25 protein-coding genes and 1 tRNA gene are annotated in these 22,406 nt (G+C 67.8%); 9 read left to right on the plus strand and 17 right to left on the minus strand.

Translation table 11 applies throughout. The annotated features are described in order from the left end of the window. Window positions 1-10: 10 nt before the first annotated feature. From ACGF7Y_RS29945 to aceE, 5 genes are all read right to left on the minus strand, one after another. Window positions 11-1,261, minus strand: a complete 1,251-nt coding sequence (locus ACGF7Y_RS29945) for a KasA/KasB family beta-ketoacyl-ACP synthase (protein ID WP_393239589.1) — start codon at window positions 1,259-1,261, stop codon at window positions 11-13. 10 nt (window positions 1,262-1,271) lie between these two features. Beyond that, a complete protein-coding gene (gene acpM, locus ACGF7Y_RS29950) occupies window positions 1,272-1,571 on the minus strand; it encodes a meromycolate extension acyl carrier protein AcpM (RefSeq protein WP_040865735.1) in 300 nt (99 codons plus the stop codon). Between the two features lie 120 nt (window positions 1,572-1,691). Beyond that, the gene (locus ACGF7Y_RS29955) at window positions 1,692-2,606 is read right to left on the minus strand and encodes an ACP S-malonyltransferase (RefSeq protein WP_393239593.1); all 915 of its coding nucleotides are present in this window, start codon (window positions 2,604-2,606) and stop codon (window positions 1,692-1,694) included. A gap of 128 nt (window positions 2,607-2,734) precedes the next feature. Further along, window positions 2,735-4,069: a PucR family transcriptional regulator gene (locus ACGF7Y_RS29960; protein WP_393239595.1), complete on the minus strand. Its 1,335-nt coding sequence runs from the start codon at window positions 4,067-4,069 to the stop codon at window positions 2,735-2,737. An 11-nt stretch (window positions 4,070-4,080) separates the two neighbouring features. Next, the gene (gene aceE, locus ACGF7Y_RS29965) at window positions 4,081-6,873 is read right to left on the minus strand and encodes a pyruvate dehydrogenase (acetyl-transferring), homodimeric type (RefSeq protein WP_393239713.1); all 2,793 of its coding nucleotides are present in this window, start codon (window positions 6,871-6,873) and stop codon (window positions 4,081-4,083) included. A gap of 336 nt (window positions 6,874-7,209) precedes the next feature. Here aceE and ACGF7Y_RS29970 point away from each other — a divergent pair, with 336 nt between their 5' ends. The 4 genes from ACGF7Y_RS29970 (at window position 7,210) to ACGF7Y_RS29985 (ending at window position 8,947) form a co-directional block, all read left to right on the plus strand. Continuing rightward, window positions 7,210-7,767: a hypothetical protein gene (locus ACGF7Y_RS29970; protein ID WP_062969634.1), complete on the plus strand. Its 558-nt coding sequence runs from the start codon at window positions 7,210-7,212 to the stop codon at window positions 7,765-7,767. A 126-nt stretch (window positions 7,768-7,893) separates the two neighbouring features. Further along, window positions 7,894-8,316, plus strand: a complete 423-nt coding sequence (locus ACGF7Y_RS29975; protein WP_063049243.1) for a DUF3052 domain-containing protein — start codon at window positions 7,894-7,896, stop codon at window positions 8,314-8,316. A 77-nt stretch (window positions 8,317-8,393) separates the two neighbouring features. Continuing rightward, window positions 8,394-8,858, plus strand: a complete 465-nt coding sequence (locus ACGF7Y_RS29980) for a peroxiredoxin (protein WP_040865836.1) — start codon at window positions 8,394-8,396, stop codon at window positions 8,856-8,858. A gap of 17 nt (window positions 8,859-8,875) precedes the next feature. After that, window positions 8,876-8,947: transfer RNA gene (locus ACGF7Y_RS29985), tRNA-Val, on the plus strand. Between the two features lie 165 nt (window positions 8,948-9,112). Here ACGF7Y_RS29985 and ACGF7Y_RS29990 read toward each other — a convergent pair. Continuing rightward, window positions 9,113-9,640, minus strand: a complete 528-nt coding sequence (locus tag ACGF7Y_RS29990; protein ID WP_393239598.1) for a hypothetical protein — start codon at window positions 9,638-9,640, stop codon at window positions 9,113-9,115. 104 nt (window positions 9,641-9,744) lie between these two features. Next, window positions 9,745-10,221: a hypothetical protein gene (locus ACGF7Y_RS29995; RefSeq protein WP_063049092.1), complete on the minus strand. Its 477-nt coding sequence runs from the start codon at window positions 10,219-10,221 to the stop codon at window positions 9,745-9,747. A 116-nt stretch (window positions 10,222-10,337) separates the two neighbouring features. On the opposite strand from ACGF7Y_RS29995, the gene ACGF7Y_RS30000 reads away from it, so the two are divergent. Beyond that, on the plus strand, window positions 10,338-10,919 hold the full coding sequence (locus tag ACGF7Y_RS30000; RefSeq protein WP_393239601.1) for a GNAT family N-acetyltransferase: 582 nt from the start codon (window positions 10,338-10,340) through the stop codon (window positions 10,917-10,919). Between the two features lie 93 nt (window positions 10,920-11,012). Further along, a complete protein-coding gene (locus ACGF7Y_RS30005) occupies window positions 11,013-11,735 on the plus strand; it encodes a hypothetical protein (protein WP_393239604.1) in 723 nt (240 codons plus the stop codon). A 131-nt stretch (window positions 11,736-11,866) separates the two neighbouring features. Here ACGF7Y_RS30005 and ACGF7Y_RS30010 read toward each other — a convergent pair whose 3' ends face one another. After that, window positions 11,867-12,685: a class I SAM-dependent methyltransferase gene (locus ACGF7Y_RS30010; RefSeq protein ID WP_393239607.1), complete on the minus strand. Its 819-nt coding sequence runs from the start codon at window positions 12,683-12,685 to the stop codon at window positions 11,867-11,869. Window positions 12,686-13,020: 335 nt separating this feature from the next. Between ACGF7Y_RS30010 and ACGF7Y_RS30015 the strand changes: the two genes are divergently transcribed. Continuing rightward, on the plus strand, window positions 13,021-13,863 hold the full coding sequence (locus tag ACGF7Y_RS30015) for a methyltransferase domain-containing protein (RefSeq protein WP_393239610.1): 843 nt from the start codon (window positions 13,021-13,023) through the stop codon (window positions 13,861-13,863). A 12-nt stretch (window positions 13,864-13,875) separates the two neighbouring features. On the opposite strand, the gene ACGF7Y_RS30020 is transcribed toward ACGF7Y_RS30015, so the two are convergent. The 6 genes from ACGF7Y_RS30020 to ACGF7Y_RS30045 all read right to left on the minus strand — a co-directional run bounded on the left by ACGF7Y_RS30020 (window position 13,876) and on the right by ACGF7Y_RS30045 (window position 17,722). Beyond that, window positions 13,876-14,217: a hypothetical protein gene (locus tag ACGF7Y_RS30020; protein WP_393239613.1), complete on the minus strand. Its 342-nt coding sequence runs from the start codon at window positions 14,215-14,217 to the stop codon at window positions 13,876-13,878. After that, window positions 14,214-14,450 carry a hypothetical protein gene (locus ACGF7Y_RS30025; RefSeq protein ID WP_393239616.1) on the minus strand — a complete coding sequence of 79 codons (237 nt, stop codon included), beginning with the start codon at window positions 14,448-14,450 and terminating at the stop codon, window positions 14,214-14,216. The genes ACGF7Y_RS30020 and ACGF7Y_RS30025 overlap by 4 nt, the downstream gene beginning before the upstream one ends. Before the next feature lie 267 nt (window positions 14,451-14,717). Further along, the gene (locus ACGF7Y_RS30030) at window positions 14,718-15,893 is read right to left on the minus strand and encodes a helix-turn-helix domain-containing protein (protein WP_393239619.1); all 1,176 of its coding nucleotides are present in this window, start codon (window positions 15,891-15,893) and stop codon (window positions 14,718-14,720) included. A 45-nt stretch (window positions 15,894-15,938) separates the two neighbouring features. Then, window positions 15,939-16,163 carry a hypothetical protein gene (locus ACGF7Y_RS30035; protein WP_062969653.1) on the minus strand — a complete coding sequence of 75 codons (225 nt, stop codon included), beginning with the start codon at window positions 16,161-16,163 and terminating at the stop codon, window positions 15,939-15,941. Window positions 16,164-16,259: 96 nt separating this feature from the next. Further along, complete coding sequence (locus ACGF7Y_RS30040; protein WP_040865831.1) at window positions 16,260-16,793, minus strand: DUF3145 domain-containing protein; 534 nt, start codon at window positions 16,791-16,793, stop codon at window positions 16,260-16,262. Window positions 16,794-16,888: 95 nt separating this feature from the next. After that, window positions 16,889-17,722: a serine hydrolase domain-containing protein gene (locus ACGF7Y_RS30045; protein ID WP_393239623.1), complete on the minus strand. Its 834-nt coding sequence runs from the start codon at window positions 17,720-17,722 to the stop codon at window positions 16,889-16,891. A gap of 42 nt (window positions 17,723-17,764) precedes the next feature. Here ACGF7Y_RS30045 and ACGF7Y_RS30050 point away from each other — a divergent pair, with 42 nt between their 5' ends. Both ACGF7Y_RS30050 and ACGF7Y_RS30055 read left to right on the plus strand, forming a co-directional pair. Beyond that, window positions 17,765-18,958, plus strand: coding sequence for a serine hydrolase domain-containing protein (locus ACGF7Y_RS30050; protein WP_393239625.1), 1,194 nt, complete (start codon window positions 17,765-17,767; stop codon window positions 18,956-18,958). A gap of 108 nt (window positions 18,959-19,066) precedes the next feature. Further along, on the plus strand, window positions 19,067-19,414 hold the full coding sequence (locus tag ACGF7Y_RS30055) for an iron chaperone (protein ID WP_393239628.1): 348 nt from the start codon (window positions 19,067-19,069) through the stop codon (window positions 19,412-19,414). Between the two features lie 6 nt (window positions 19,415-19,420). Here ACGF7Y_RS30055 and ACGF7Y_RS30060 read toward each other — a convergent pair whose 3' ends face one another. The 3 genes from ACGF7Y_RS30060 to ACGF7Y_RS30070 form a co-directional block, all read right to left on the minus strand. Beyond that, entirely contained in the window at window positions 19,421-20,551 is a 1,131-nt protein-coding gene (locus ACGF7Y_RS30060; RefSeq protein ID WP_062969657.1) for an NDMA-dependent alcohol dehydrogenase, read from the minus strand. Window positions 20,552-20,695: 144 nt separating this feature from the next. Beyond that, entirely contained in the window at window positions 20,696-21,226 is a 531-nt protein-coding gene (locus ACGF7Y_RS30065) for a DinB family protein (RefSeq protein ID WP_393239631.1), read from the minus strand. Between the two features lie 72 nt (window positions 21,227-21,298). After that, on the minus strand, window positions 21,299-22,354 hold the full coding sequence (locus tag ACGF7Y_RS30070) for a phosphotransferase family protein (RefSeq protein ID WP_393239634.1): 1,056 nt from the start codon (window positions 22,352-22,354) through the stop codon (window positions 21,299-21,301). Between the last annotated feature and the right edge of the window lie 52 nt (window positions 22,355-22,406).

The raw sequence follows: 22,406 nt of genomic DNA on the forward strand, positions 1-22,406 counted from the left end.
GATCGCGCGGCTATGCCCGACCGAAGGCGAGCGCCACATTGTGCCCACCGAATCCGAAGGAGTTGTTGATCGCGTACTCGATCTCCTGACGACGGGCTTCGCCCTTCACCACATCGAGGTCGATCTCCGGATCCTGGTTCTCCAGGTTCAGCGTCGGCGGAACGATGCCGTCGCGGATGCTCATCACGGTCAGCACCGACTCGAGGGCGCCGACGGCGCCGATCGAGTGGCCGAGCGCCGACTTGGGCGCGTACACCGAGGCGTGGCTGCCCACGGCCTTGTTGATCGCGTTCGCCTCGGCGGTGTCGCCGATCGGCGTCGCGGTCGCGTGCGCGTTGATGTGCGTGATGTCCTTCTTGGTCAAACCCGCGGACTGCATCGCCCTGGTCATCGCCCGCGCGGCGCCGTCACCCGTGGGATCGGGGGCGACGAGGTGGAAGCCGTCGGAGGTGATGCCCGCGCCGAGCAGGCGCGCGTGGATGGTCGCGCCACGGGCCTTCGCGTGCTCTTCGGTCTCGATGACCATCAGCGCGCCCGCCTCGCCGAAGACGAAGCCGTCGCGATCCTTGTCGAAGGGACGCGACGCGCCCTTGGGATCGTCGTTGCGGGTACTCATGGCGCGCATCATGGTGAACGCCGCGATCGGCACCGCGTCGATGAAGCCTTCGACGCCACCGGTGACGACGATGTCCGCGTCACCCATGACGATCATGCGCCAGGCGTTGGCGATGGCCTCGGAGCCGGACGAGCATGCCGAGACCGGAGTGACCACTCCTGCCCTGGCCTTCAATTCGAGACCGACAACGGCCGAAGGGCCGTTCGGCATGACCATCTGCACAGCCAACGGCGAGATCTTGCGATAGCCGCCGTTCTTCAGCTTGTCCACCGAATCGATGAGGGCGTCGCCGCCTCCCAATCCGGTGCCGATGGCCACACCCAGCCGCTCCGGGTCGACTTCCGGGCTGCCCGCGTTCCGCCAGACCTCGCGACCGAGCACGGTCGCGAGCTGCTCGACATAGGCCATGCGCCGGCATTCGACACGAGACAGCAGGGTGTCGGGCCGGACCTTCAGGTGGCCGCCGATGCGGACCGGAAGATCGTATTCCTCGACGAAGGAATCCTCGAGAACGTCGATGCCGCTCTCGCCGTTGAGGAGTCCCTTCCACGTCGCATCGACGTCACCCGCGATCGACGTGGTCGCCGCAAGGCTGGTTACGACGACGTTGGGGAAATTCCCGTTCAAGGTGGAAGGAGTGGTCACTGTTTCGGCCCTACTCGGCGTCGAACTTGGCCTTGAGCTCGGCCGCCGCGTCAGCGTTCTCGGCCTCGAGCTTCTGGATGTAGGCGACGGCGTCGCCGACCGTCTTCAGGCTGGCGAGATCCTCGTCGGGGATCTTGACGCCGTACTTGTCCTCGGTCTGCACCGCGATCTCGACCATGGACAGCGAGTCGATGTCCAGGTCATCGACGAAGGACTTCTCGACCGTCACCTCGGAGGGCTCGATGCCGGTCACCTCTTCGATGATCTTGCCGAGTTCCTCGACGATTTGTTCCTGGGTCAGAGCGGCCACTTCGTGGCTCCCTTCTTGATACTTTGTAGGGCTCTACTGGTTTTTTTCGGATCGAGCGCGGAAATGGTTACCGCCTCTCGGTCACGACCTCGCATCTGAATGCATGGTCGCGGAGGAAAGCTAGCCGGATACGGTCAGCTCAGCCAACGCGGGGAGGTCTTGCGGGGTCTTCAGGGCCAGCGTGGGCGTGCCCTTCAGCTCCCGTTTCGCGATGCCGACGAGGGTGCCCGCCGGCGGAAGCTCCGCCACTGCCGAGACGCCGGCTTGCCGGACGGTCTCGGTGCACAGGTCCCAGCGAACTGGCCGAGTGACCTGCGCGGCGAGCTTATCTATCGCGTCACGTCCGGACGCGACAGGCTTGCCGTCGAAATTCGAGAGCAAGGTCCTGGTCGGCTCGTTCGGCGTGATCTTCGTTATGGCATCGGTCACAGCATCCTGCGCCGAGGCCATGAACGCCGTGTGGAACGCGCCCGCGACGGGCAGCGCGCGAACCCTGGCCTTCTCCGGGGGGTTCGCGGCGAGCTCGGCGAGAGCGTCCAACCGACCCGCGGCCACGATCTGACCCACCGCGTTGCGGTTGGCCGGGACGAGGTCGAGTTCGGTGAGCCGTTCCAGCACGACGGCTTCGTCGCCGCCGAGCACCGCGGACATCCCGGTCGGCTCCAGTGCGCACGCCTTGGCCATCTCCGCTCCGCGGATGGCGGCCAGCCGGACCGCGTCGTCGGCGGAGATGACTCCGGCGACCGCGGCGGCGGCGAGTTCACCGACCGAGTGCCCGGCCACGATGGTAGCGGCGGGAAGCTCGTCGGGCGAGATCTCCGAGAACGCGAGCAGCGCCGCGGCGACCACCAGCGGCTGGGTAACGGCCGTGTCGGTGATCTCTTCGGCCGTCGCGGTGGTACCGAGACGGACCAGGTCGAGGCCGGAGGCCTTGGACCACAGCGTCAGGCGCTCAGCCGCGCCGGGAAGGTCGAGCCAAGGCGCGAGCATGCCGGGTGTCTGAGAGCCCTGTCCAGGGGCGAACAACGCGATCACGCCTCTAAGAAAACACTGTGAGGCGGGCCGCACGAGATGTCGACGCGAATGAAGGTTCGGAAGCGCTTTTGTGGGGGTTCCACAAAAGACCACGTGGGCTGTCCGAATCGACCGATTCCGCGGAGGCGTTACAAGCCCTCGGGGCTGAACGCGACCGGAGTTACCTCTGGGGCAGGAGACGACGATTCGTTACGGGTTCGTGTCAAACGACCTACGGTGGCGGCGATCCGGAGCACATACGCGTCTCTCGGATTCAGCGGATCACGGCCCGTGATCTCGCCGATGCGCTTGAGGCGATACCGGACCGTATTTGGATGGACGTACAGCTGACGCGCACACGTCTCGACCGCACCGCCGCAATCCAGATAGGCGTCGAGAGTGTCCGCCAGCGACGACCCCGCCGCGGCCAACGGTAGGACAAGGTACTCGTTCAGCGCGTCGATCGCAGCTCGATCACCCAACAAAGCGCGTTCCGGCAGCAATTCCGCCGCGTGCACCGGCCGGGGAGCCCCGCGCCAGCCCACCACAGCCTCCATCCCGGCCAGCGCTTCCACCGCGCTGGCGTGCGCCGCGCCGAGGGTGCGGGTGGTCGGCCCGATCACCACCGGGCCGTCGGAGAACACCTCGGCGAGCAGATCGGCCAGGAACGGGGAGACATGCGAGGTCTCCCCCAGGTGCCCGGAGACGACCATCACCAGCCTCGCGCCCTGCACCACCGCGAGCGCGGCCCGCCCGTGCCGCGCCGCGATGGAATGCACCGACCCCACCGACGAGACGCCCTGCTCGCCGGGCGGGGTGCCCACCAGCACCGTTGCCGGTGCGGTGGCGTCCCAGTTCAGCGTCGCGGCCCGGGAGAGCATGTCCGGACCGGTGTCGCCGCGCACCACGGCGTCGACGACGAGCGCCTCCAGCCGGGTGTCCCACGCGCCGCGCGACTCGGCGGCGCTGGCGTACACCGAGGCGGCGGCGAACCCGAGCTCGCGCCCGTACCGCAGCACCGCCTCGGTCAAGGCGACCAGCTGCCGGTCGTTGCGCGCGAGCGCGGGCAGCCACTGCTCGAAGAACTCCATGGCGACGCGCACCATGTCCACGGTCTGGCGCAGCGTCAACCGCCGCGCCAGATCCTGCGGAATGACCTGGAAGGCGTCCAGGCTGAACCGGATGTCGCTGTCCGGGTCCTGGAGCCATTCCAGGAAGTTCACCACCGCGGTCTGCACCAGCATCTGCACGCCGGCCCGCTGCGCGGCGTCCAGATCGGCGAAGAACGGCAACCGATCCTGCATCGACCCCACCGCCTCGGTGGAGAGGCGGCCGGAGAACTGCTTCACGCGTTTGAGCAGCGTGTCCGGAAGGGGGTCGCGGGTCTGCCGGTTCGGGGAGAGCGCGCCCGTCGGCAGATACACCTCGTGCTCGGAAGAGCCTTCGGAGATCCGTCGCGGCCGCGGCGGTTTACGGTCCACCATCCAATATTCCGCTACGCGAGGTCTTCGTCCGAACTCACCGCTGCCTTCGGCGCGGCGTCCACGTCGGCGATCCCGTACTTCGCCGCCGCTTCCACGGCCTTGGCCGGGTCGAGCTTGCCGGTGCGGCCGAGCCCGGCCAGCGCCGCGACCACGATGGACTGCGCGTCGACGTTGAACACCCGTCGCGCGGCCGGGCGGGTGTCGGAGAAGCCGAACCCGTCCGTGCCGAGCGTGGTGAAGTCGCCGGGCACCCACTTACGGACCTGGTCGGGCACCGCGCGCATCCAGTCGGTGGCGGCGACGTACGGGCCCTCGGCGCGCGAGAGCGCCTCGGTGACGTACGGGAGGCCGGGATCGCTGCCCGGATCGCGCAGTGCGGCGATCTCCTTGTCGATCGCGTCCTTGCGGAGTTCGCCCCACGAGGTCACCGACCATACGTCCGCCTGCACGCCCCACTCCTGCGCGAGCAGCGCCTGCGCGCGCAAGCCGTCCGGCACGGTGACGCCGGAGACCAGGATCTGGGCGCGCACCTGGCCCTCGCCTCCGCGCTTGTACAGGTAGACGCCCTTGAGCAGACCTTCGACGTCGATGCCTTCCGGCTCGGCAGGCTGCGGGTACGGCTCGTTGTAGAGGGTGATGTAGTAGAAGATGTCCTCGCCGCCGAACTCGCCCGCGCTGCCGTGCGGATGGGTGCCGGGCAGCGGCGCGGCGCCCTTCGGCGCGGCGCCACCGCCGTACATCCGGCGCAGGCCGTCGCGCACGATGTGGGCGATCTCGAACGCGAACGCCGGGTCGTAGGTCACCACGGCCGGGTTGGTCGAGGCGAGCAGCAGCGAGTGCCCGTCGTTGTGCTGGAGGCCCTCACCGGTCAGCGTGGTGCGCCCGGCGGTCGCCCCGAGCACGAAGCCGCGGGCGAGCTGGTCGGCCGCCGCCCACAGGCCGTCGCCGGTGCGCTGGAAGCCGAACATCGAGTAGAAGATGTACAGCGGGATCATCGGCTCGCCGTGCGTGGCGTACGAGGTGCCCGCCGCGGTGAACGAGGCCGTCGACCCCGCCTCGTTGATGCCCTCGTGCAGGATCTGCCCGACGGTGCTCTCTTTGTAGGCAAGCATCAATTCCGCGTCGACCGATGTGTACAACTGGCCGTTGCGGTTGTAGATCTTCAACGATGGGAACCACGAGTCCATACCGAAGGTCCTGGCCTCGTCGGGGATGATCGGCACGATCCGCTTGCCGATCTCCTTGTCCCGCAACAGCTCCTTCATCAGCCGCACCAGGGCCATCGTGGTGGCGACGTTCTGCTTGCCCGAACCCTTGCGCACCGAGCGGTAGGCCTCGTCACCGGGCAGCTTCAGCGGCTTGGCCGCGGCGCGCCGCTCGGGCAGGAACCCGCCGAGCGCCTTGCGCCGGTCGAGCATGTACTGGACCTCGCGAGCCTCCATACCGGGGTGGTAGTACGGGGGCAGGTACGGATCCTTCTCCAGCTCGGCATCGCTGATCGGGATCCGCTGCAGGTCGCGGAAGTCCTTGAGGTCCTGCAGGGTCAGCTTCTTCATCTGGTGCGTGGCGTTGCGGCCCTCGAAGTGCTTGCCGAGGGTGTAGCCCTTGATGGTCTTGGCCAGGATCACCGTCGGCTGGCCCTTGTGCGCCATCGCGGCCGCGTAGGCCGCGTACACCTTGCGGTAGTCGTGGCCACCGCGCTTGAGGTTCCAGATCTCCTGGTCGGACAGGTCCTGCACCAGCGCCTTGGTGCGCGGGTCGCGGCCGAAGAAGTGGTCGCGCACATACGCGCCGTCGTTGGCCTTGTAGGTCTGGTAGTCGCCGTCGGGGGTGCTGTTCATCAGGTTCACCAGCGCCCCGTCGCGGTCGGCGCCGAGCAGCGCGTCCCACTCGCGGCCCCAGATCACCTTGATGACGTTCCAGCCCGCGCCGCGGAAGAACGACTCCAACTCCTGGATGATCTTGCCGTTGCCGCGCACCGGCCCGTCCAGGCGCTGCAGGTTGCAGTTGACGACGAAGGTCAGGTTGTCCAGACCCTCCATGGCCGCGACGTGCGCGAGGCCGCGCGACTCCGGCTCGTCCATCTCGCCGTCGCCGAGGAACGCCCATACGTGCTGGTCGGAGGTGTCCTTGATCCCACGGTCGTTCAGGTAGTGGTTGAAGCGCGCCTGGTAGATGGCATTCATCGGGCCCAGGCCCATGGACACCGTCGGAAACTCCCAGAAGTTGTTCAGCAGCCGCGGGTGCGGATAGGACGGCAGCCCGTGGCCGGGACCGCCGTGGCTGTACTCCTGCCGGAACCCGTCGAGCTGATCGGCCGACAGCCTGCCCTCCAGGAACGCGCGGGCGTAGATGCCCGGCGAGGCGTGGCCCTGGATGAAGATCGAGTCACCGCCGCTGGGATGGTCCTTGCCGCGGAAGAAGTGGTTGAAGCCGACCTCGTAGAGCGCCGCCGAGGACGCGTAGGTCGAGATGTGGCCGCCGACGCCGATGCCGGGGCGCTGGGCGCGATGCACCATGATCGCGGCGTTCCAGCGGATCCAGGCGCGGAAGCGCCGCTCCACCTCCTCGTCGCCGGGGAACCACGGCTCGTTCTCGGTGGGAATGGTGTTGACGTAGTCGGTGGAGGTCAACGACGGGATGGCGACACGACGTTCACCGGCCCGCTCCAGCAAGCGGAGCATGAGGTAACGCGCCCGGCCGGGGCCCTCCCGGTCGAGCATCTCATCGAACGACTCGAGCCATTCGCTGGTTTCCTCCGGGTCGATGTCCGGTAGGTAGGACGCCACCCCTTCGCGGATCACCCGCACCCGGCCGCCCGGCTGCGGCGCGTGCGACCCGTGGGGATCGCTGCTCGCGGCGGGCGCGGGGGCGGAGCTGTTTCCGGCGGATTTCGCCGGTGCGGAAGAGTGGATCAGGTCGGTCAAATCTGCTCCTCGTACAGGGGTGGACATGCTGATGGCGTCGGTATCCCCGGGCGGGTTCGCTGGTTGGCGGACCGCCCGTTTACGAAAGGTTCGGGCGCACCATCCATCCTTGCCGATGGCGCGTCCCAAATCATCATGTCAGCCGGAAATCCAGTACCGTTCGACAGGCAAGGTGAGCATGAGAGCGTGGCAGCCCTGAGGAGCGGGAGGACGATGAAGCTGCTGAACCCACGCGGGTTCGGAATGGTGTGCGCCACCGGCGCGGTCGCTATCGGGGTGGTCGTCGCGGGATGCGCCAACCGGGTGGACGGCGTGGCCGGTCCGAACGCGAGCGATCTGGCGGCGTACAAGACCGAGGCGGCGTCCTCGTCGGCGGCGGCGACATCCTCCCGGCGCGCGGCGGCCCAGGGTAAGGCCATCGCCGACAACTGTGGTCAATTCCCCACCACCACCGGAGCGGGCGTAAGCAAGTACAACGACTTCGTCGACGCGCACGATTCGAACGCGCCCGACTACGACGCCAAGCGCGACTCGGCGGTGCAGACCCTGGAGGACGCCGCCAACAAGGTGGAAAGCGGCGTGAACTCCGCCAGGGACGCACTGCCCGTGGACTTGGCCGGCCTGTTCACCGAGTACGTGAACGCGGCACGCGCGCTGGCCGCCGAGACGCGCAAGATGACCTACACCGCCCCCGTCGCGGCGCTCAACGACGCCAGCAGGCGGGTCAACGACGCGCGCAACGCCGTCCGCGACTCGTGTCCGAAGCGCTGAGAAAGCCCTTGACACACCATCGCAACGCGACATTCGGTAGCTATTTCGCCGGATCGGCTTGCGCTGAAGCCCATAACCATGTTCGCTTGCAACTATCTACTGTCGGGAGTTGAGGAGGACACCACCGTGGTCGCCGCGGCGGACGCGCAGAACTACGCTCAGAAGCTTGGCATTTCACACGGCTTGGTTGTCCAGGAATTGGGCTGGGACGAAGACGTCGACGACGACCTGAGGGCCGACGTCGAGGACGCGATCGGCGGTGAACTCGTCGACGAGGACTCCGACGAGGTGATCGACGTCGTGCTGCTGTGGTGGCGCGACGGGGACGGGGATCTGGTCGACGCCTTGATGGACGCCATCGCCCCCCTCGCCGACGAGGGTTTCGTGTGGGTGCTCACCCCCAAGACCGGACAGCCGGGCCACGTCGAGCCGAGCGAAATCGCCGAATCCGCACCGACCGCAGGTCTGACCCAGACCTCGGCGATCAGCCTCGGCTCATGGACGGGTAGCAGGCTGGTACAGCCCAAGGCGCCCTCGAAGCAGCGCTGAGCCACCGCGCTATGGTTTCCACCAGGGCGGTGTCGCACGCCCGCCCGGTGGAGACCCGACACGATGGAGGATTCGCTATGCCGCTCGAGGTTGGCACTGTCGCGCCGGACTTCACGCTGAAGGACCAGAACAACCAGGAAGTCAGCCTGTCGGACTTCCGCGGGAAGAAGAACGTCCTCATCGTCTTCTACCCGCTCGCCTTCACCGGGATCTGCCAGGGCGAGTTGTGCAAGGTCCGCGACGAGCTGCCCAAGTTCCAGAACGACAACGCGGAGATCGTGGCGATCTCGGTCGGCCCGCCGCCCACGCACAAGATCTGGGCCGCCGAACAGGGCTACACCTTCCCGCTGCTGTCGGATTTCTGGCCGCACGGCGCGGTGGCCCAGGCCTACGGCGTCTTCAACGAGAAGTCCGGCTACCCCAACCGCGGCACGTTCGTCGTCGACCGCGAGGGCTTCATCCGCTTCGCCGAGATGAACGGCCCCGGGGAGCCCCGTGACCAGGCGGCTTGGGAGAAAGCGCTCGCCGCGCTAGATTCATAAGCCGCCGGTAACGGTCCGGGCGTATAGCTCAGCGGTAGAGCACTGGTTTTACACACCAGCGGTCGGGGGTTCGATCCCCTCTGCGCCCACAGGAGACAAGCTTGCGGCGGTAGCGGCACCCCTGCTGCCACAACGACGCTTCGATTCGAGGTCTCACCGAACCGGCCCCGATTCGCACCTCTCGGGTGAACTCCGTCGGCACTACACGGGCAACGCATCAATCGGCCGTACCCGAGGCGGGAACCCGGTGGATGTCAGGTGACGTGGAGTGTCAGTTCGGTTCGGCCCGCGGTGACGACCTCGACATGGATGTAACCCCGGGCCGCCGTGTACTTGCCGGTGCCGCCGGTGATCGCGATGTCGTAGGCGCTCGCGCCGGGCGTGCGGGGATCGGTCACCGTCGCCTTGGTGGTGATCCGGCCCTCGGGCAGGGACAGCGCGCCGTCACAACGCATCTGTACCGAAGCGTTTTCGGCGATGGACACGACCGTGCAAACCCCGGAACCGCGGCCGAACCCGGCCTCGTCGCGCCGAAGATCGTCGATGTGAGTCACCTGATCGCCCGGACCGAGTCGCTGGTCGCCATCCCGGTCGAAAAACGAGGAACTCGTCTCGATCGCGGTCAACTCGATCACCTCAGCGGCCGCCGATGCCGCCGCCGGGCCGGTGACCACCGCGGCCGCGACCACGGCGATCGCCCCGCCCTGAATCCTGTTCGCCACTCGCAGACCTCCCGGTGCGGTTCGGTTTGAAGCGGTACAGCCGCACAAGATATCCGGCACCCGCCGCCCCCGGCCGCCACCGCGGCATGTGACGGCGTTTCTTGTCTCATCCGGCCTCGCGAGACCGCCGTGCTGGCAGGATCGGCGGGTGCGCCGCCGTCGTCTCAGTCCACCCTGATGGGGCTGCCGCCCTCGAAGGACGAGCCGTAGTGGATTTCGCCGATCCCGATCGGCTTCGCGGGATCTCCATAGGTATGCCCGGCGGTCACTTTCAGCCGCGAGGAGCGGGCAAGCCCACCCAACTGCCGATGTCCCGGAAAGTAGAGAGCGACCCGATCTTCCAACTCTTCGACGGGCCCCACGTCGTGAGTATGCGTGTAGAGGATGCCGAGCGGGCACCCCCAGTGCGGCCAACCCTCGCTACCTGCCGAGATCCAGCCGGCGTGGGTGTCGTCCGAATCGATGAAGAGCTCCCAGTGGTGAACGCCGGGCAGCCGCGGCACATAGTGCGAAGCGATCCAGACCACCAAGTCGGAGATCGTGGATGTGGCCGGGAACATCCAGCGTTGGCCGTGCGGGAGCGCGTCGTCGCCGGCGTTCAGCGACCCACGATCGAGGAGCACTTCCACCCAGCCCGACACGAACCGAATACTTCCAAAGGCAGGCGGCGATGCGGAACAGGCGCGCCGCGCGTTCGCGGCTCGTTCGGCGCGTTCATTGCCATGATCGCAGGTAGCGGGGTCGGTATCGTCGCGATATGCCCGCGTTGATCGCTCCGACGACACGTCTGCATACGGCCTGGCTCGAGGCGCATGAGGAATGGGGGCCCGGCCCACACGAGGACGGCTTCGGACTGCGGCCGTCCGACGAGGTGAAAACGCCGACGGGTTTCGCGGCCTGGGTGGCTCGGCTGGACCACGAATCGAATCGGGCGGTGGACGAGACGGGCCGGGCGCGGTGCACCTACCGATGGATCGTCGAGGGTGACCGAGTACTCGGCGGGATCGCCTTGCGGCATGGGTTCGACGACTTCGTGCGGTGGGCCGGTCACATCGGCTACGGCATCCGGCCGTCCGCGCGGCGGCGCGGGCTGGCCACCTGGGCTCTGGGCCGGATGCTGGACGAGGCGGGGAAACTCGGCATGGATCGCGTGTTGATCGTCTGCGCGGCCGACAACATCGCCTCGGCGAAGACCATCGAGCGCCGAGGCGGCGTTCTCGAGCGCATCGTCGATACCCAACTCGGTCCGGCACGGCGTTATTGGGTCGATATCGGGGCTCGTGACCGGGGGGCCGCCCGCCATGGCCGACAACAGACAACGGCCACACCGGGGCAGTGAGGAACACCCCTCGGTCGGGGTCGAAATTTTCCTGCCCTCCCGTCTGCGGTCGTAAAATGATCGGCACGAGTCCACTCCTCGAGGAGGTCGGCGATGACCGACAGCCCACGATCGATTGCCGCGACCGACAAGGCGCTCCCTTCGGGTACGGATGAGGAGCGATTCTCCGGCTACGGAGTGATGGGAATGCCGTTCGCCAGCGGTCACTACCTGGCGCTGCGGCACTTCCCTGCCAGCTCGGTCGGCGCGGGGTACGACGCGGTGTGGCATCGTGACCCCGACGGCAAATGGGTGATCTACAGCAGTGTTTCCCCCGCGACCAGCTGCGCCCGCTATTTCGGATCAGCGCTCGAAGACGCTCGGACCGAGGATATCTCGGTGGATTGGACCGGGCCCGCGACCTTCACAGTGCGGGTGGGCGACAAGATCGTGTGGGATCTTCAGCTGGGACGATCGGTGGCGACAGCCGCGATGACGAGTCTCGGCCGCATGATGCCCGCCGCTCTGTGGCGACGTCCCGCCGTCTTGTCGCTCATGTCGCGGGTGGCGGGGCCGGCGCTCGGCGTCGGGCGGGTCCGGCTCAACGGCACGTCCCCGAACGGTCAATGGTTCTCCGCCAATCCCCGGATGCTGTGGACCGTCGAGAACAGCACTGCCCGGATCGACGGAATAGATATCGGCCCTCCGGGACCGCTGGCCGAGCAGGCCAAACTCGGTGACTTCTGGCTGCCGCAACGCGGAATGTTCGCCGTGGGCGAGTCCTATTTCGAACAATACGATCCGACGCGCCATCATCCGGCCCGCCCCGGTGCATGACGGTCGCGCCGGTTCCGCTGCTCAACGGTTTCACCGGACCGCCAGACACGTGCGGTCGGCGCATCGCGGCCATGCCCGGGTAGACCTCAGCGTTCCGGGCGCGGACGCCGAACGAATAGCCGGTGGAACAGTCAGCCCGCTCGACGTCCGGTGACCAACAGGTACTCCCACTCCATCCGCCCGTCGCCCAGGTCGTGCTGGGACGCGAGTTCCGCGAGAGCCCGGTCCAACTGCGCGATCTTGTCGGGTTCCCCCGCAATGGCCTTGTACACCGCGACCGTCGGTCCGTAGTACGTCTTGAAGAAGTCGCGGAACTCGGCGGCGTCGGCGAAACGGTCGATGACCGCGTTCTCCCGGCGTAGCTCCAGGTCGGCGACGCGATCGCCGAGCAGCGACCGGACATGCGCTTCGTCGCCCCAGAGCGGGGGCGGCTGCGCGCCGGGCGGGGGCGGCGGAGCGAACGGTTTCATCGTGGCGAACATCTGCCCGATGAATCCGGAGGGCGTCCAGTTGATCAGCCCGATCGTGCCGCCCGGTTTGGCCACGCGTACCAGTTCGTCCGCGGCCGCCTGGTGGAACGGCGCGAACATGACACCGACGCAGGAGATCACCGCGTCGAACTCGGCATCGTGGAACGGCAACGCCTCGGCATCGGCTTCCTGCCACTGGAGGTCGACGCCCCGGTCGGCGGCGATGCGCCGACCCGCCTCGAATAGTTCCGGCGTCAGATCGCTCGCCACCACATCCGCACCGGCCTCGGCAGCCGGGATCGCGGCGTTCCCCGACCCGGCCGCGACGTCCAGCACCCGTTGACTCGGGCCGATACGGCAGACCTCGACAAGCCGACGGCCCAGCCCAGGGATGACTTCGGCGGCGATGGACGAATAGTCGCCCAGGGCCCACATCTCGCGATGCCGCCGCTTGAGATCAGCGGAGCCGGATTCGGTCATCTGACGCTCCCTCTGTAGTCGGCCGTGAACACTGCCGCGATCGCCATCGAATCTTCCGCGCCGGCCACGATCGCTCTCGCTGACTGTGGGCGAGCGCATTCTCACGAATCAGCGCGGCTCATCGAAACCGTGAGCCGAGCGAGTGTTACCCGGCAAAGGTCACAACAAACGGGGTCACCTGCCGCGACAGGTCAGCTACTGCCCGTCGAGTCGCTGTCGGCAGAGTTCGTGCGGCCCGTTGGAAGATATCCGCCCCGGTCGAGGGCCACGGCAGCCGCCGGGCGACGCGAAGGACGTGTTGCCATTTGCCAGGGTGCCGGGATTACTGTCGGGATATGCCGAGCGAGCCCCCGCCGTCCATCCCGTCATTCCATGTGAACGCGATTCCCGACGCTTCGCACCCTACTACCGACGATCCGATAGGCGCGCTGGTCGGCATCCTGGATCTCCAAGCGGCGCTGCCGGGTATTCGGCGCATGCGCGCGTGGGCGCACGAGGTTTTGGCCATCCGACCCGGCGAGCGCGCACTGGATATCGGCGCCGGAACAGGCACCGAGGTGATCGAACTGGCCCGCCGAGTCGGGCCGGGCGGCGAAGCGGTCGGCGTCGACCCGAATCCCGCGATGCTCGCGATCGCCCGTGGGCGCGCCGAGACGGCGGACTCTCGGGCCCGTTTCGTCGAAGGCACCGCCTATCACCTGCCGTTCCCGGACGGCTACTTCGACGCGGTGCGCTGCGAGCGCGTCTACCAGCACCTCGACGACCCGGCCGCCGCCACCGCCGAGATCGCTCGAGTCCTGCGGCCGGACGGGCGCGTGCTGCTCATCGACAGCGACTGGCAAACAGCCATCGCGCATCCCGGCGACGACGATGTGATGGCCCGCCTGTCCACGTCGCTGCTCGCGACCACCCCGAATCCCAAATCGGGCCGAAGCCTGCGCGGCCTGCTCACCGCCGCCGGTTTCGCTATCGACGACATCGGATCGGAGGCGGTGATCTGGGATCCGCAGACCATCCGCCCCCTCTTCGCCCAGATGACCGAGCGCGCCCGCGCCGACGGCGTGATCACCGAGCGGGAACGCGACGACCTGGCCGCCACCATGGAGGCGGGCATCGCCAAAGGCGACTACCACCTCTCGGTCACCATGTTCGCTGTGCTCGGCCACCGAGGAGAGTGAGCCGCCCGGCTCTCACCGTTGCCGCCCCGCATCCGGCCGGATACGCCCTGCCTCCACGAGGACCCGCCACGCAGCCGTCTTGCGCGGACATTCCCCCACGCGACAAGCACGGTGCCGCTGCATGGTCATCTGCGCCTCCCCCACGCCCATCGCGTGATCAGGGGCGTCATGCGGGAAACCCATCGGCCAAACCGTCGTGTCCATGTCTCCGCGCTCCCGTTCCACTCGCCGGGTGATCTCGTCCACGCTGCGCCCCTCCGGCAACCGAACAGGCCACAGCCACAAGGTCATGCCGACCAGCGAGGTGAGCAGCACCGCACCGATCGCGACCGTCAACAGTTGCCACCCGGTCACGGCAACCTCCGGTACGGGTGATCGATGGGCAGCAGCGACGGCCACCGATACCCGCGCGGATACGTCTGCTCGAGAGTGATCAAGTCGCATAGTTCGGTGACCGCACGGGCGAACGGCTCGACATGAGCCAGCCCCGGCACGATCACCGCGACCGCATCCGCCACCCGGATATGCTCGACCGCCAGTAGAGCCGTCGCCCGGACCGCCGTAGCGAAGACGATCAGCTCCACCACGAAATACCCACGTGCAGTGGCTATTTCACGGATCAACCACTCATCGCGTTGCTCGTCCGCACCGGAAACCTCGCGCCGAATGAAGCCAAGCGCGTTCGGCCCCGTCGATGTGGCGCTGGTACAACCGCCTTTACCGTCCATCCCCTGTCACTCCCCTGCTCGCTGTGTTGTTGAGCACCCGCCGCCGAGGAGTGTGAACGGCATCGACTCGGCGGCGAGGCTGGGCACCAGCGTGCCCGCCGAGCGGGAAGTGACGATTACAGAGCGCTATACCGGGTGTGGATCAATGCCGAGGCTATTCGCCAACGTCAGAAGGCGACTGTCGATCGCCTTGCGGTGCGCGCGGCGAGCAATCGCCGCCACGGAATCGAGAACCATCGGGTCCATTCGGGTTCGTTGCGGGTCGACCATTTCAGCCTCCGAGAAAGCCCGCACCGCCTCGGCATCATTGCCTGCGGCGGTGAGAGCGTGGCCGTAGTCGGTCCAGAAATAGACGACTCGATTCGGCGCACGAACCGGCCGTGGATCCACGGTGCGAGCCACCCTGATCGCCGTATCGCTGTCACCGAGTTCACTCGCCACCGACACATGCCAGATCGCCGCGCTGGTCGGGCCGAACCACAGCCGACCGAACCCACCGTCCTCGGTCTCACCGAGCGAGCGCGCCTCCGAGTACGCCTCATCGAGCAGGTCGGAGGCGGTACCGCTCTGTCCCGCAATCGCATTGGCGATGGCCCCCCTGCACAGCAGGTTCCCGTATGCCTGCCGAACCGCGGTCGCACCGAGGAAAGGCTGCATCTCTGCCGCGGTACGGGACGCCAATCGACCAGCCAATGCCGCGTTCTCCGGCGGCATCGCGTTCAGTCTGGAAATCTCCGCCAAACCGATCCACTCGGAATGTTCCAGATTCCGAGCACACCGAAGCCCTGCATCCGCGATCCCCGAGGCAAGGTCAGGAAACCCCACCCCCTTGACCAGGAATCTGGCGTTGAACGTCAACTCGACGAACTCCGGCCCACCGAAGTAGAAAGCATCCCGCAGCAGGTCGGCCATGCCCGGGGCAAGCGCGGCGTAGTCCGCGTTATTGCGCAGGATCGTCGAACGGGCAACCGCTTCGCGTACAGCCTCCCGTGGCCGTTCCGGCTTCCGGCGTTCTTCCACCGAGATCTCGACGTAAGCCGACCTGATCTCCGGAATCGCCGCCATGGCAACAGCCTTGGCCGGATCCGTCGGATCTCCCGGTTGCCCCAGCAGCTGCGCGACGGTGACGTTCAGCGCACGAGCGATGGCAACCTGCGTCGCCCGCCGATCCAAAGCCCGCTGCCCACTCTCGATCTGCGAGATATAGCCCTGCGTCAACCCGGCGCGATCAGCCAGCACCTTCTGACTGATCCCACCCCGCCGCCTGCGCCAGTACCGGATGCGTTGCCCGGTGTGCTCCATGTCTCGAGGGTAGGTCGTTGCCGGCAGGGGTACCAGCCCGAACCCTCAGAACAAATGACACTGGTCGGGCGGCAGGACGCGCACCACGCACAGGCCGACGATGCCGAAGAACAAAACGCTCGCGATCGCGCCGCGTACCGCGTCGACGACGCCCGGGGGCACTTCCACGGCCGCCGCGACCGGTTCGGCGGTCGCCGTCGCAGGTGCGGCGGTCGCGGCCGTCAGGGCGATCGCCGCTGCGGCGATGATGCGCATACCGGCATGCTTCATGGTCGACTCCTCGTGCTCGGCCCCGACCGTGTCACGACCCTATCCCCGTCGGCGAAACCCGGGCAGACGCCACTTCCGGTGGCACAACGGTGATACCTACCCCACGTCCCGGCGCAGCCAAGTGACCTCGGCGCCGGTTTCCGTTCCGTAGCGGTAGATTTCGAGGTCCTCGTCCCATGCGGTGCCGAGGGCGCGGTCGATTTCGGCGGCCAGGTCGTAGGCGGAGTACTTGCCGAGTTCGCGGGTGGCCTGGAGCATGGCGCGCAGGCGCATCTCACCGACCATGACGTCGCCGTTGGCGCTCGTGGAGCCATGCCACAGACCGAGGCCGGGGACGAAGCTGTAGCGTTCGCCGTCCACGCCGTCGCTGGGGTCCTCGGTCACCTCGAAGCGCAGAACGGGCCAGGAGCGCAACGATTGGGCGATCTTCGAGGCGGTGCCGACCGGACCGATCCACTCACTGGTGGCGCGCAGTTGGCCGTCGGCCGGTTGGGCGGTCCAGCGCAGCTTCGCCGGGGCCCCCAGGGCCGAGGTGAGTGCCCACTCGACATGCGGGCACAGCGCGGCAGGCGACGAGTGGATGTAGACCACACCCGCCGTCGCGTCCGCGAACTGACTCGATGCGCGCACCACCAATACCTCCAGCTTCGACGAGGACCGTCTTCCCCAACGATTCGTCGGACTGGCGTTGCCTGAGTGTACTGGAGTGCCCGAAGTTACACGTGTTACTTCGCGACCGTGTTGCGACCGGCTGTCGCCTCCGCGATCACGGCGTCGCTCAGTGGTGGCCAGGCCGCCCGCGCCCAGTCGCCGAAATTCTCGTCGCTCAAGGCGAGACACGCCAACCCCGTTTTCGGGTCAACCCATAAAAATGTCCCGGATTGGCCGAAATGTCCATAGGTTTGTGGCGAATTCGTGCCACCGGTCCAGTGCGGAGACTTGCCGTCGCGGATTTCGAAGCCGAGACCCCAGTCGTTGGGGCGCTGCGAACCGTATCCGGGCAGCACGCCGTTGAGGCCGGGGAACTGGACGGAGGTGGCCTCCGCGTGCGTCTGCGCCGAGATCAACCGGGGATCCAGCAATTCGGCGGCGAAGCGGGCCAGGTCCGTCGCACTGGACCGTCCCGCATGCCCGGCCGGACCGGCCAGGACCGAAGCGGTCATGCCCAGCGGTTCGAACACGGCGTCGCGCAGGTACTCGTCGAACGCGATCCCGGTCTGCGCGGTGAGGAATTCGGCGAGCACTTCGAAACCCGCGCTGGAGTAGATCCGCCGCGACCCGGGCGACGCCTGGATGTCGGTGGTGTCGAACGCGAGTCCGGAGGCGTGCGCCAGCAGATGACGCACCGTGGCGCCGGGCGGTCCGGCGGGCTGGTCGAGGTCGACCGCGCCCTCCTCCACGGCGACGAGCACGGCGTAGGCGACCAGCGGCTTGGTCACCGACGCGAGCGGGAACACCCGCTCGACATCGCCTTCGCTCGCGACGCCGCCGTCGGCGGTGACCACCGCGGCCGCCGCGTGCCGAACCGGCCATTCCCGAATCTGCTCGAGTGAACGCACCCTGCGAGCCTACGAGAACCGGGTAGCTACCATCGACTCGCCATGAGTGAAAAGCCCACTGTTCACGGCGAGGTCGCATCAGGTTTCGAACCGGTCGCCGACGCCTTCCGCCGCAACTTCGAGCGCCACGGCGAAATCGGCGCCGCCGTAGCGGTCTACGCCGGTGAGCGCCCCGTGGTGGACTTGTGGGCCGGCTTCCGCGATCGCCGGCGCACGTTGCCCTGGGAGCGGGACACGATCGTTCCAGTGTTCTCCTCGACCAAGGGCATGGCGGCGTTCACCCTCGCCACCGCGGTAGCCAAGGGTCTGCTCGACTACGAGCAGCCGGTGGCGAAGTACTGGCCGGAGTTCGCCGCCCACGGCAAGGACGCGATCACGGTGCGCCAGTTGATCGACCACCAGGCCGGGCTGTCCGGCCTCGGCGAGATCGTGCGGCTGCCCCAGATCGCCGACCTGGACGGCCTCGCACGCATTCTCGCGGCGCAGAAACCGGCCTGGCGGCCCGGCACCAGGCACGGTTATCACGCGATCACCCTCGGCCTGTATCAGGGCGAGCTGCTGCGCCGCGTCGACCCGCACCGCCGCACGCTCGGACGGATCTTCGCCGAGGACATCGCCGCACCGCTCGGTGTCGATTTCTGCATCGGTCTGCCCGCCGAGCAGAGCATGGACCGCATCGCCGCGATGTCGGCCACCCGCGGCCTGGACGTGTTGCGCTACGAGCGCGATCTCCCGCTGCGGATCGGCGCGGAGATCTACGCCGGACGCGGGCTGTCGCACGCGGCGCTGACCAACCCGCGCTGCGGGGCTCCGGCCCGGGCGACCCGGCGCGAGTTCCTCGAGGTGGAACTGCCCGGGTCCAATGGGGTGGGCAACGCCCGCGCGCTGGCCAAGGTCTACGGCGCGGCCGCCGGTCGCACCGGGGTGCTCCCGATCGACGACGCGCTGCTGGACCGGCTCGCCACCGACCGGACCGCCGACGACGTCCCCGCCGAGGACTTGGTGCTGCACACCAAGAGCCGCTACCACCTCGGCTTCCGCAAGTCGCGCGGTAGCTTCCGCTTCGGCTCCGACAAACGCGCCTACGGCACCACGGGCCTCGGCGGTTCGTTCGGCTTCGCCGACCCGGCCACCGGCTTGGGCTTCGGTTACACGATGAACCGGCTGGGCCTTGCCGTCCTCGACGACGTCCGCAGCCGCAACCTGCGCGAAGCCCTGCTGCGCTGCCGGATCTGAACTCCGGCGGCACGCCGGGCCTCTCGCCAACCGCTGTCCGGCGCGCGGGCTGCCTACACTCGGGAGGCACCCGCCGACCTGCTACCGACCGTGGAATCGAGGGAGCTCGTGGCAGACCGACCGGCCACCGTGGACGCGTATCTCGCCACGTTCCCCGACGACGCGCGCGGCATCCTCGACGCGATCAGGCGCACCATCCAGGACGCCCTGCCGGAGGCCACCGAGGCGATCAGCTACGACATCCCCACCTTCCGGTTGCACGGCCGCAACGTCGTGCACTTCGCGGGGTGGAAGCAGCACGTCAGCCTCTACCCGATCCCGGACGGCGATCCCGCGTTCGCACGCGAGCTCGAGCCGTACCGGGCGGGCAAGGGAACGCTGCGGTTCCGGCTCGGCGAACCGGTGCCGTACGACCTGATCGCACGGATCGTCACCGCGCTCGCCGAGCGGCGGTGAGGCGCTCTACCAGTCGGCTTCGGTGTACTTGATGATCCCGCGGATGTTCTTGCCGTCCAGCATGTCCTGGTAGCCCTGGTTGATCTCCTCCAGGGAGTAGCTGCGGGTGACCATGTCGTCCAGGTTGAGCTGGCCGGCCTTGTACAGCGACAACAGGCGCGGCGCGTCCTGGCGGGCGTTGCCGCCGCCGAAGATGCAGCCTTTCACCGTCTTCTGCAACATCGACAGCAGGAAGCTGTTCAGCTTGACGTCGTTCTCGTCCATCCGGCCCATCGAGGTGACCACCAGGGTGCCCGCCTTCGAGGTGAGGATCAGGCCCTCCTCGATGTACTCGCCGTGCATCTCGCCCATGGTCAGGATGACCTTCTCGGCCATCCGGCCCTCGGTGGCCTCCAGCAGCGGCATGATCGCGGCGGCCATGCTCTCGTAGGTGTGCGTGGCGCCGAACTTCTGCGCCTGCTCGCGCTTCCACGGATTCGGGTCGATGGCCACCACCTTCGACGCACCCGACAGCACCGCGCCCTGTAACGCGCTCATGCCGACGCCGCCGATGCCCGCAATCACCACGGTCTCGCCCGGCGCCACCTGCGCCACGTGGGTGGAGGAGCCGAAGCCGGTGGGGACGCCACAACCGACCAGGCAGGCCACCTCGAACGGAATGCTCGGATCGATCTTCACCACGGAGGTGTGGTGCACCGTCATGTACGGCGCGAAGGTGCCCAGCAGGCACATCGGGATGACGTTCTCGCCGCGGGCCTGGATGCGGTAGGTGCCGTCGCTGATCGCCTGCCCCATCAGCAGGCCGGCGCCCAAGTCGCACAGCGCCATGTGTCCTGCCACGCAGGCCGGACAGCGGCCGCAGGCGGGGATGAACGACAGGATCACGTGGTCGCCGACCTGCAGGTCGGCCGGGCAGTTCGGGCCGAGCTTGGTGATCACGCCCGCGCCCTCGTGCCCGCCCATGACGGGGAAGGACGGCATCGGGGTCGCGCCGGTCACGATGTGGTGGTCGGAGTGGCACATACCGGCGGTTTCCATCCGGATCTGCACCTCGCCGGCGACCGGGTCACCGACCTCGATCTCCTCCACCGACCACGGCTGGTCGATCCCCCACAGGATCGCGCCCTTCGTCTTCATTCCTGTCGACCCTCTCGCATGCACGTGCTTTCATGTGACTGCACCCACAGTACGAGAAAAATGTAACGCGTTCTAGTACCGGTCGGAAAATTCGTCGGCAAAGCGTGACAGCATCGCCGAACGCGTTACAGTTCGGCGATGCGTTCACCCCCGCACATCGTGTACGTGGTGCAGGAGATCATGGAGGATGTACCGGGCGAACGACTCCACCGTGAACTCCGCTCCGTCACTGCGCGCACCGCGCAGACCGCGCCGCTCGGGTGGCACCGATTCGAAAGCCAGCGCCGCCCGCTCGGCGGCCTCGGCCAACTCCCCGGCCACCACGGCCGGATCCTGCTCGTTGTAGCGGTCGGTGACCGCGGCCGCGTCCTGATCCCAGTTCGGGAAACGCGGCGGCTCCCCCTCGGGGTCATCGGTCAGCATCAGGCCCAGGCGAGTGTCGGACATGCGGCACACGTCGCGCACGTGCGCGCCGTACTCCAGCGCCGACCAGGTCGATTCGTCCGGCCGCACGCGCACGCCGGGGCGGTCGAGCACCGCGGCGAAACGGACGGCCGTCTCCCGGATCAGCGCGGGCACGGCTTCGTAGGCGGTCGCGGCGGCGTCGAAACCGCATTCGGGACAGGGGCGGCTCAACACCCAGGTCCAGTCCTTGACATCGGGAACGATCGGCATGCGCTCAACCTAGGCGCGGCCGGACAGCGCCTTCCACCGATATCCGGTCAACTATCGGGCACATCCCGACAGTCACTCCATCAGCCGCCGCGCCCGCTCGAAGAGTTCCAGCGTGATCGCGTGCAGGAAGTCGCCGACCTGCTTGGGGGCCTTGCCCGCGAAAGCTCGGGCGTGCGTGCCCTCCAGGACGATGCCGAGCTTGAAGCAGGCCAGTACGGTGTACCAGGGCATCGCGCTCAGGTCGCGATCGGAGAACCGCCCGTAGTGCGCGATCATCTCCTCGGCCGTCGGCAGACCGCCGACCGCGCCGAGCTTGCCCACCAGCGCCGCGCCGGTGGTGCCGGGCTCCGGGCGGGTGGCGATCTGCCAGCCCAGGTCCAGCAGCGGGTCGCCGATGGTGGACATCTCCCAGTCGACCATCGCCGCCACCTGCGGGCCGTCGAACTCGAACATCATGTTCGCCAGGTGGCAGTCACCGTGCAGGATGCCGGGAGTCCACTGCGCGGGGCGATTGCGGTCCAGCCACTCGCCGACCGCCGCCACGCCGGGAATCTCCGGACCGGGGTAGCCCTCGTTGGCCGAATACGACTCCAGCTCACCGAGCCAGCGCGGCACCTGGCGCTCCAGGAAGCCCTCCGGCTTGCCGTAGTCGGCCAAGCCGAGCGCCTGGTAGTCCAGCGCACCGAGCCGCGCGATGGCTTCGACCGCCGATAGGCCCATCTGCCTGCGAACTTCCGGATCGCCCGCGTGCAACTCGGGCAGTTCGTTCTGCGGATTGAAACCGTGGATCGGCTCCATCAGGTAGAAGACCGCGCCGAGCACCGACTCGTCGGCGCAGGCCGCGATCACCCTGGGCGCGCGGACCTCGGTGCCGCCCAGCGCGCCGAGCAGCCTGGCCTCGCGCCGGATCACGTCGTTGCTCTTGGCGCGCAGATGCTTCGGGCCACGGCGCAGCACGTACGTGCGGCCACCGCGCGTGAAGCGGAGCATGATGTTCTGCGTTCCGCCACCGAGCGCGATCACATCCTCGAACTCACCCCCGGACAGACCCTGCTCATCCATCCACTTTCCGACGACGGCGAAGTCGACGACCGCGGGATCCACATCGACCGGTTGCGCAACAGACATGTCCCACATTGTGCACCACCCGCCGACCCGAACTGAAGGCAGACGACAACAG

Origin of the sequence: Nocardia sp. NPDC047654, assembly GCF_043205035.1 — a bacterium.
Taxonomy (GTDB): Bacteria; Actinomycetota; Actinomycetes; order Mycobacteriales; family Mycobacteriaceae; genus Nocardia.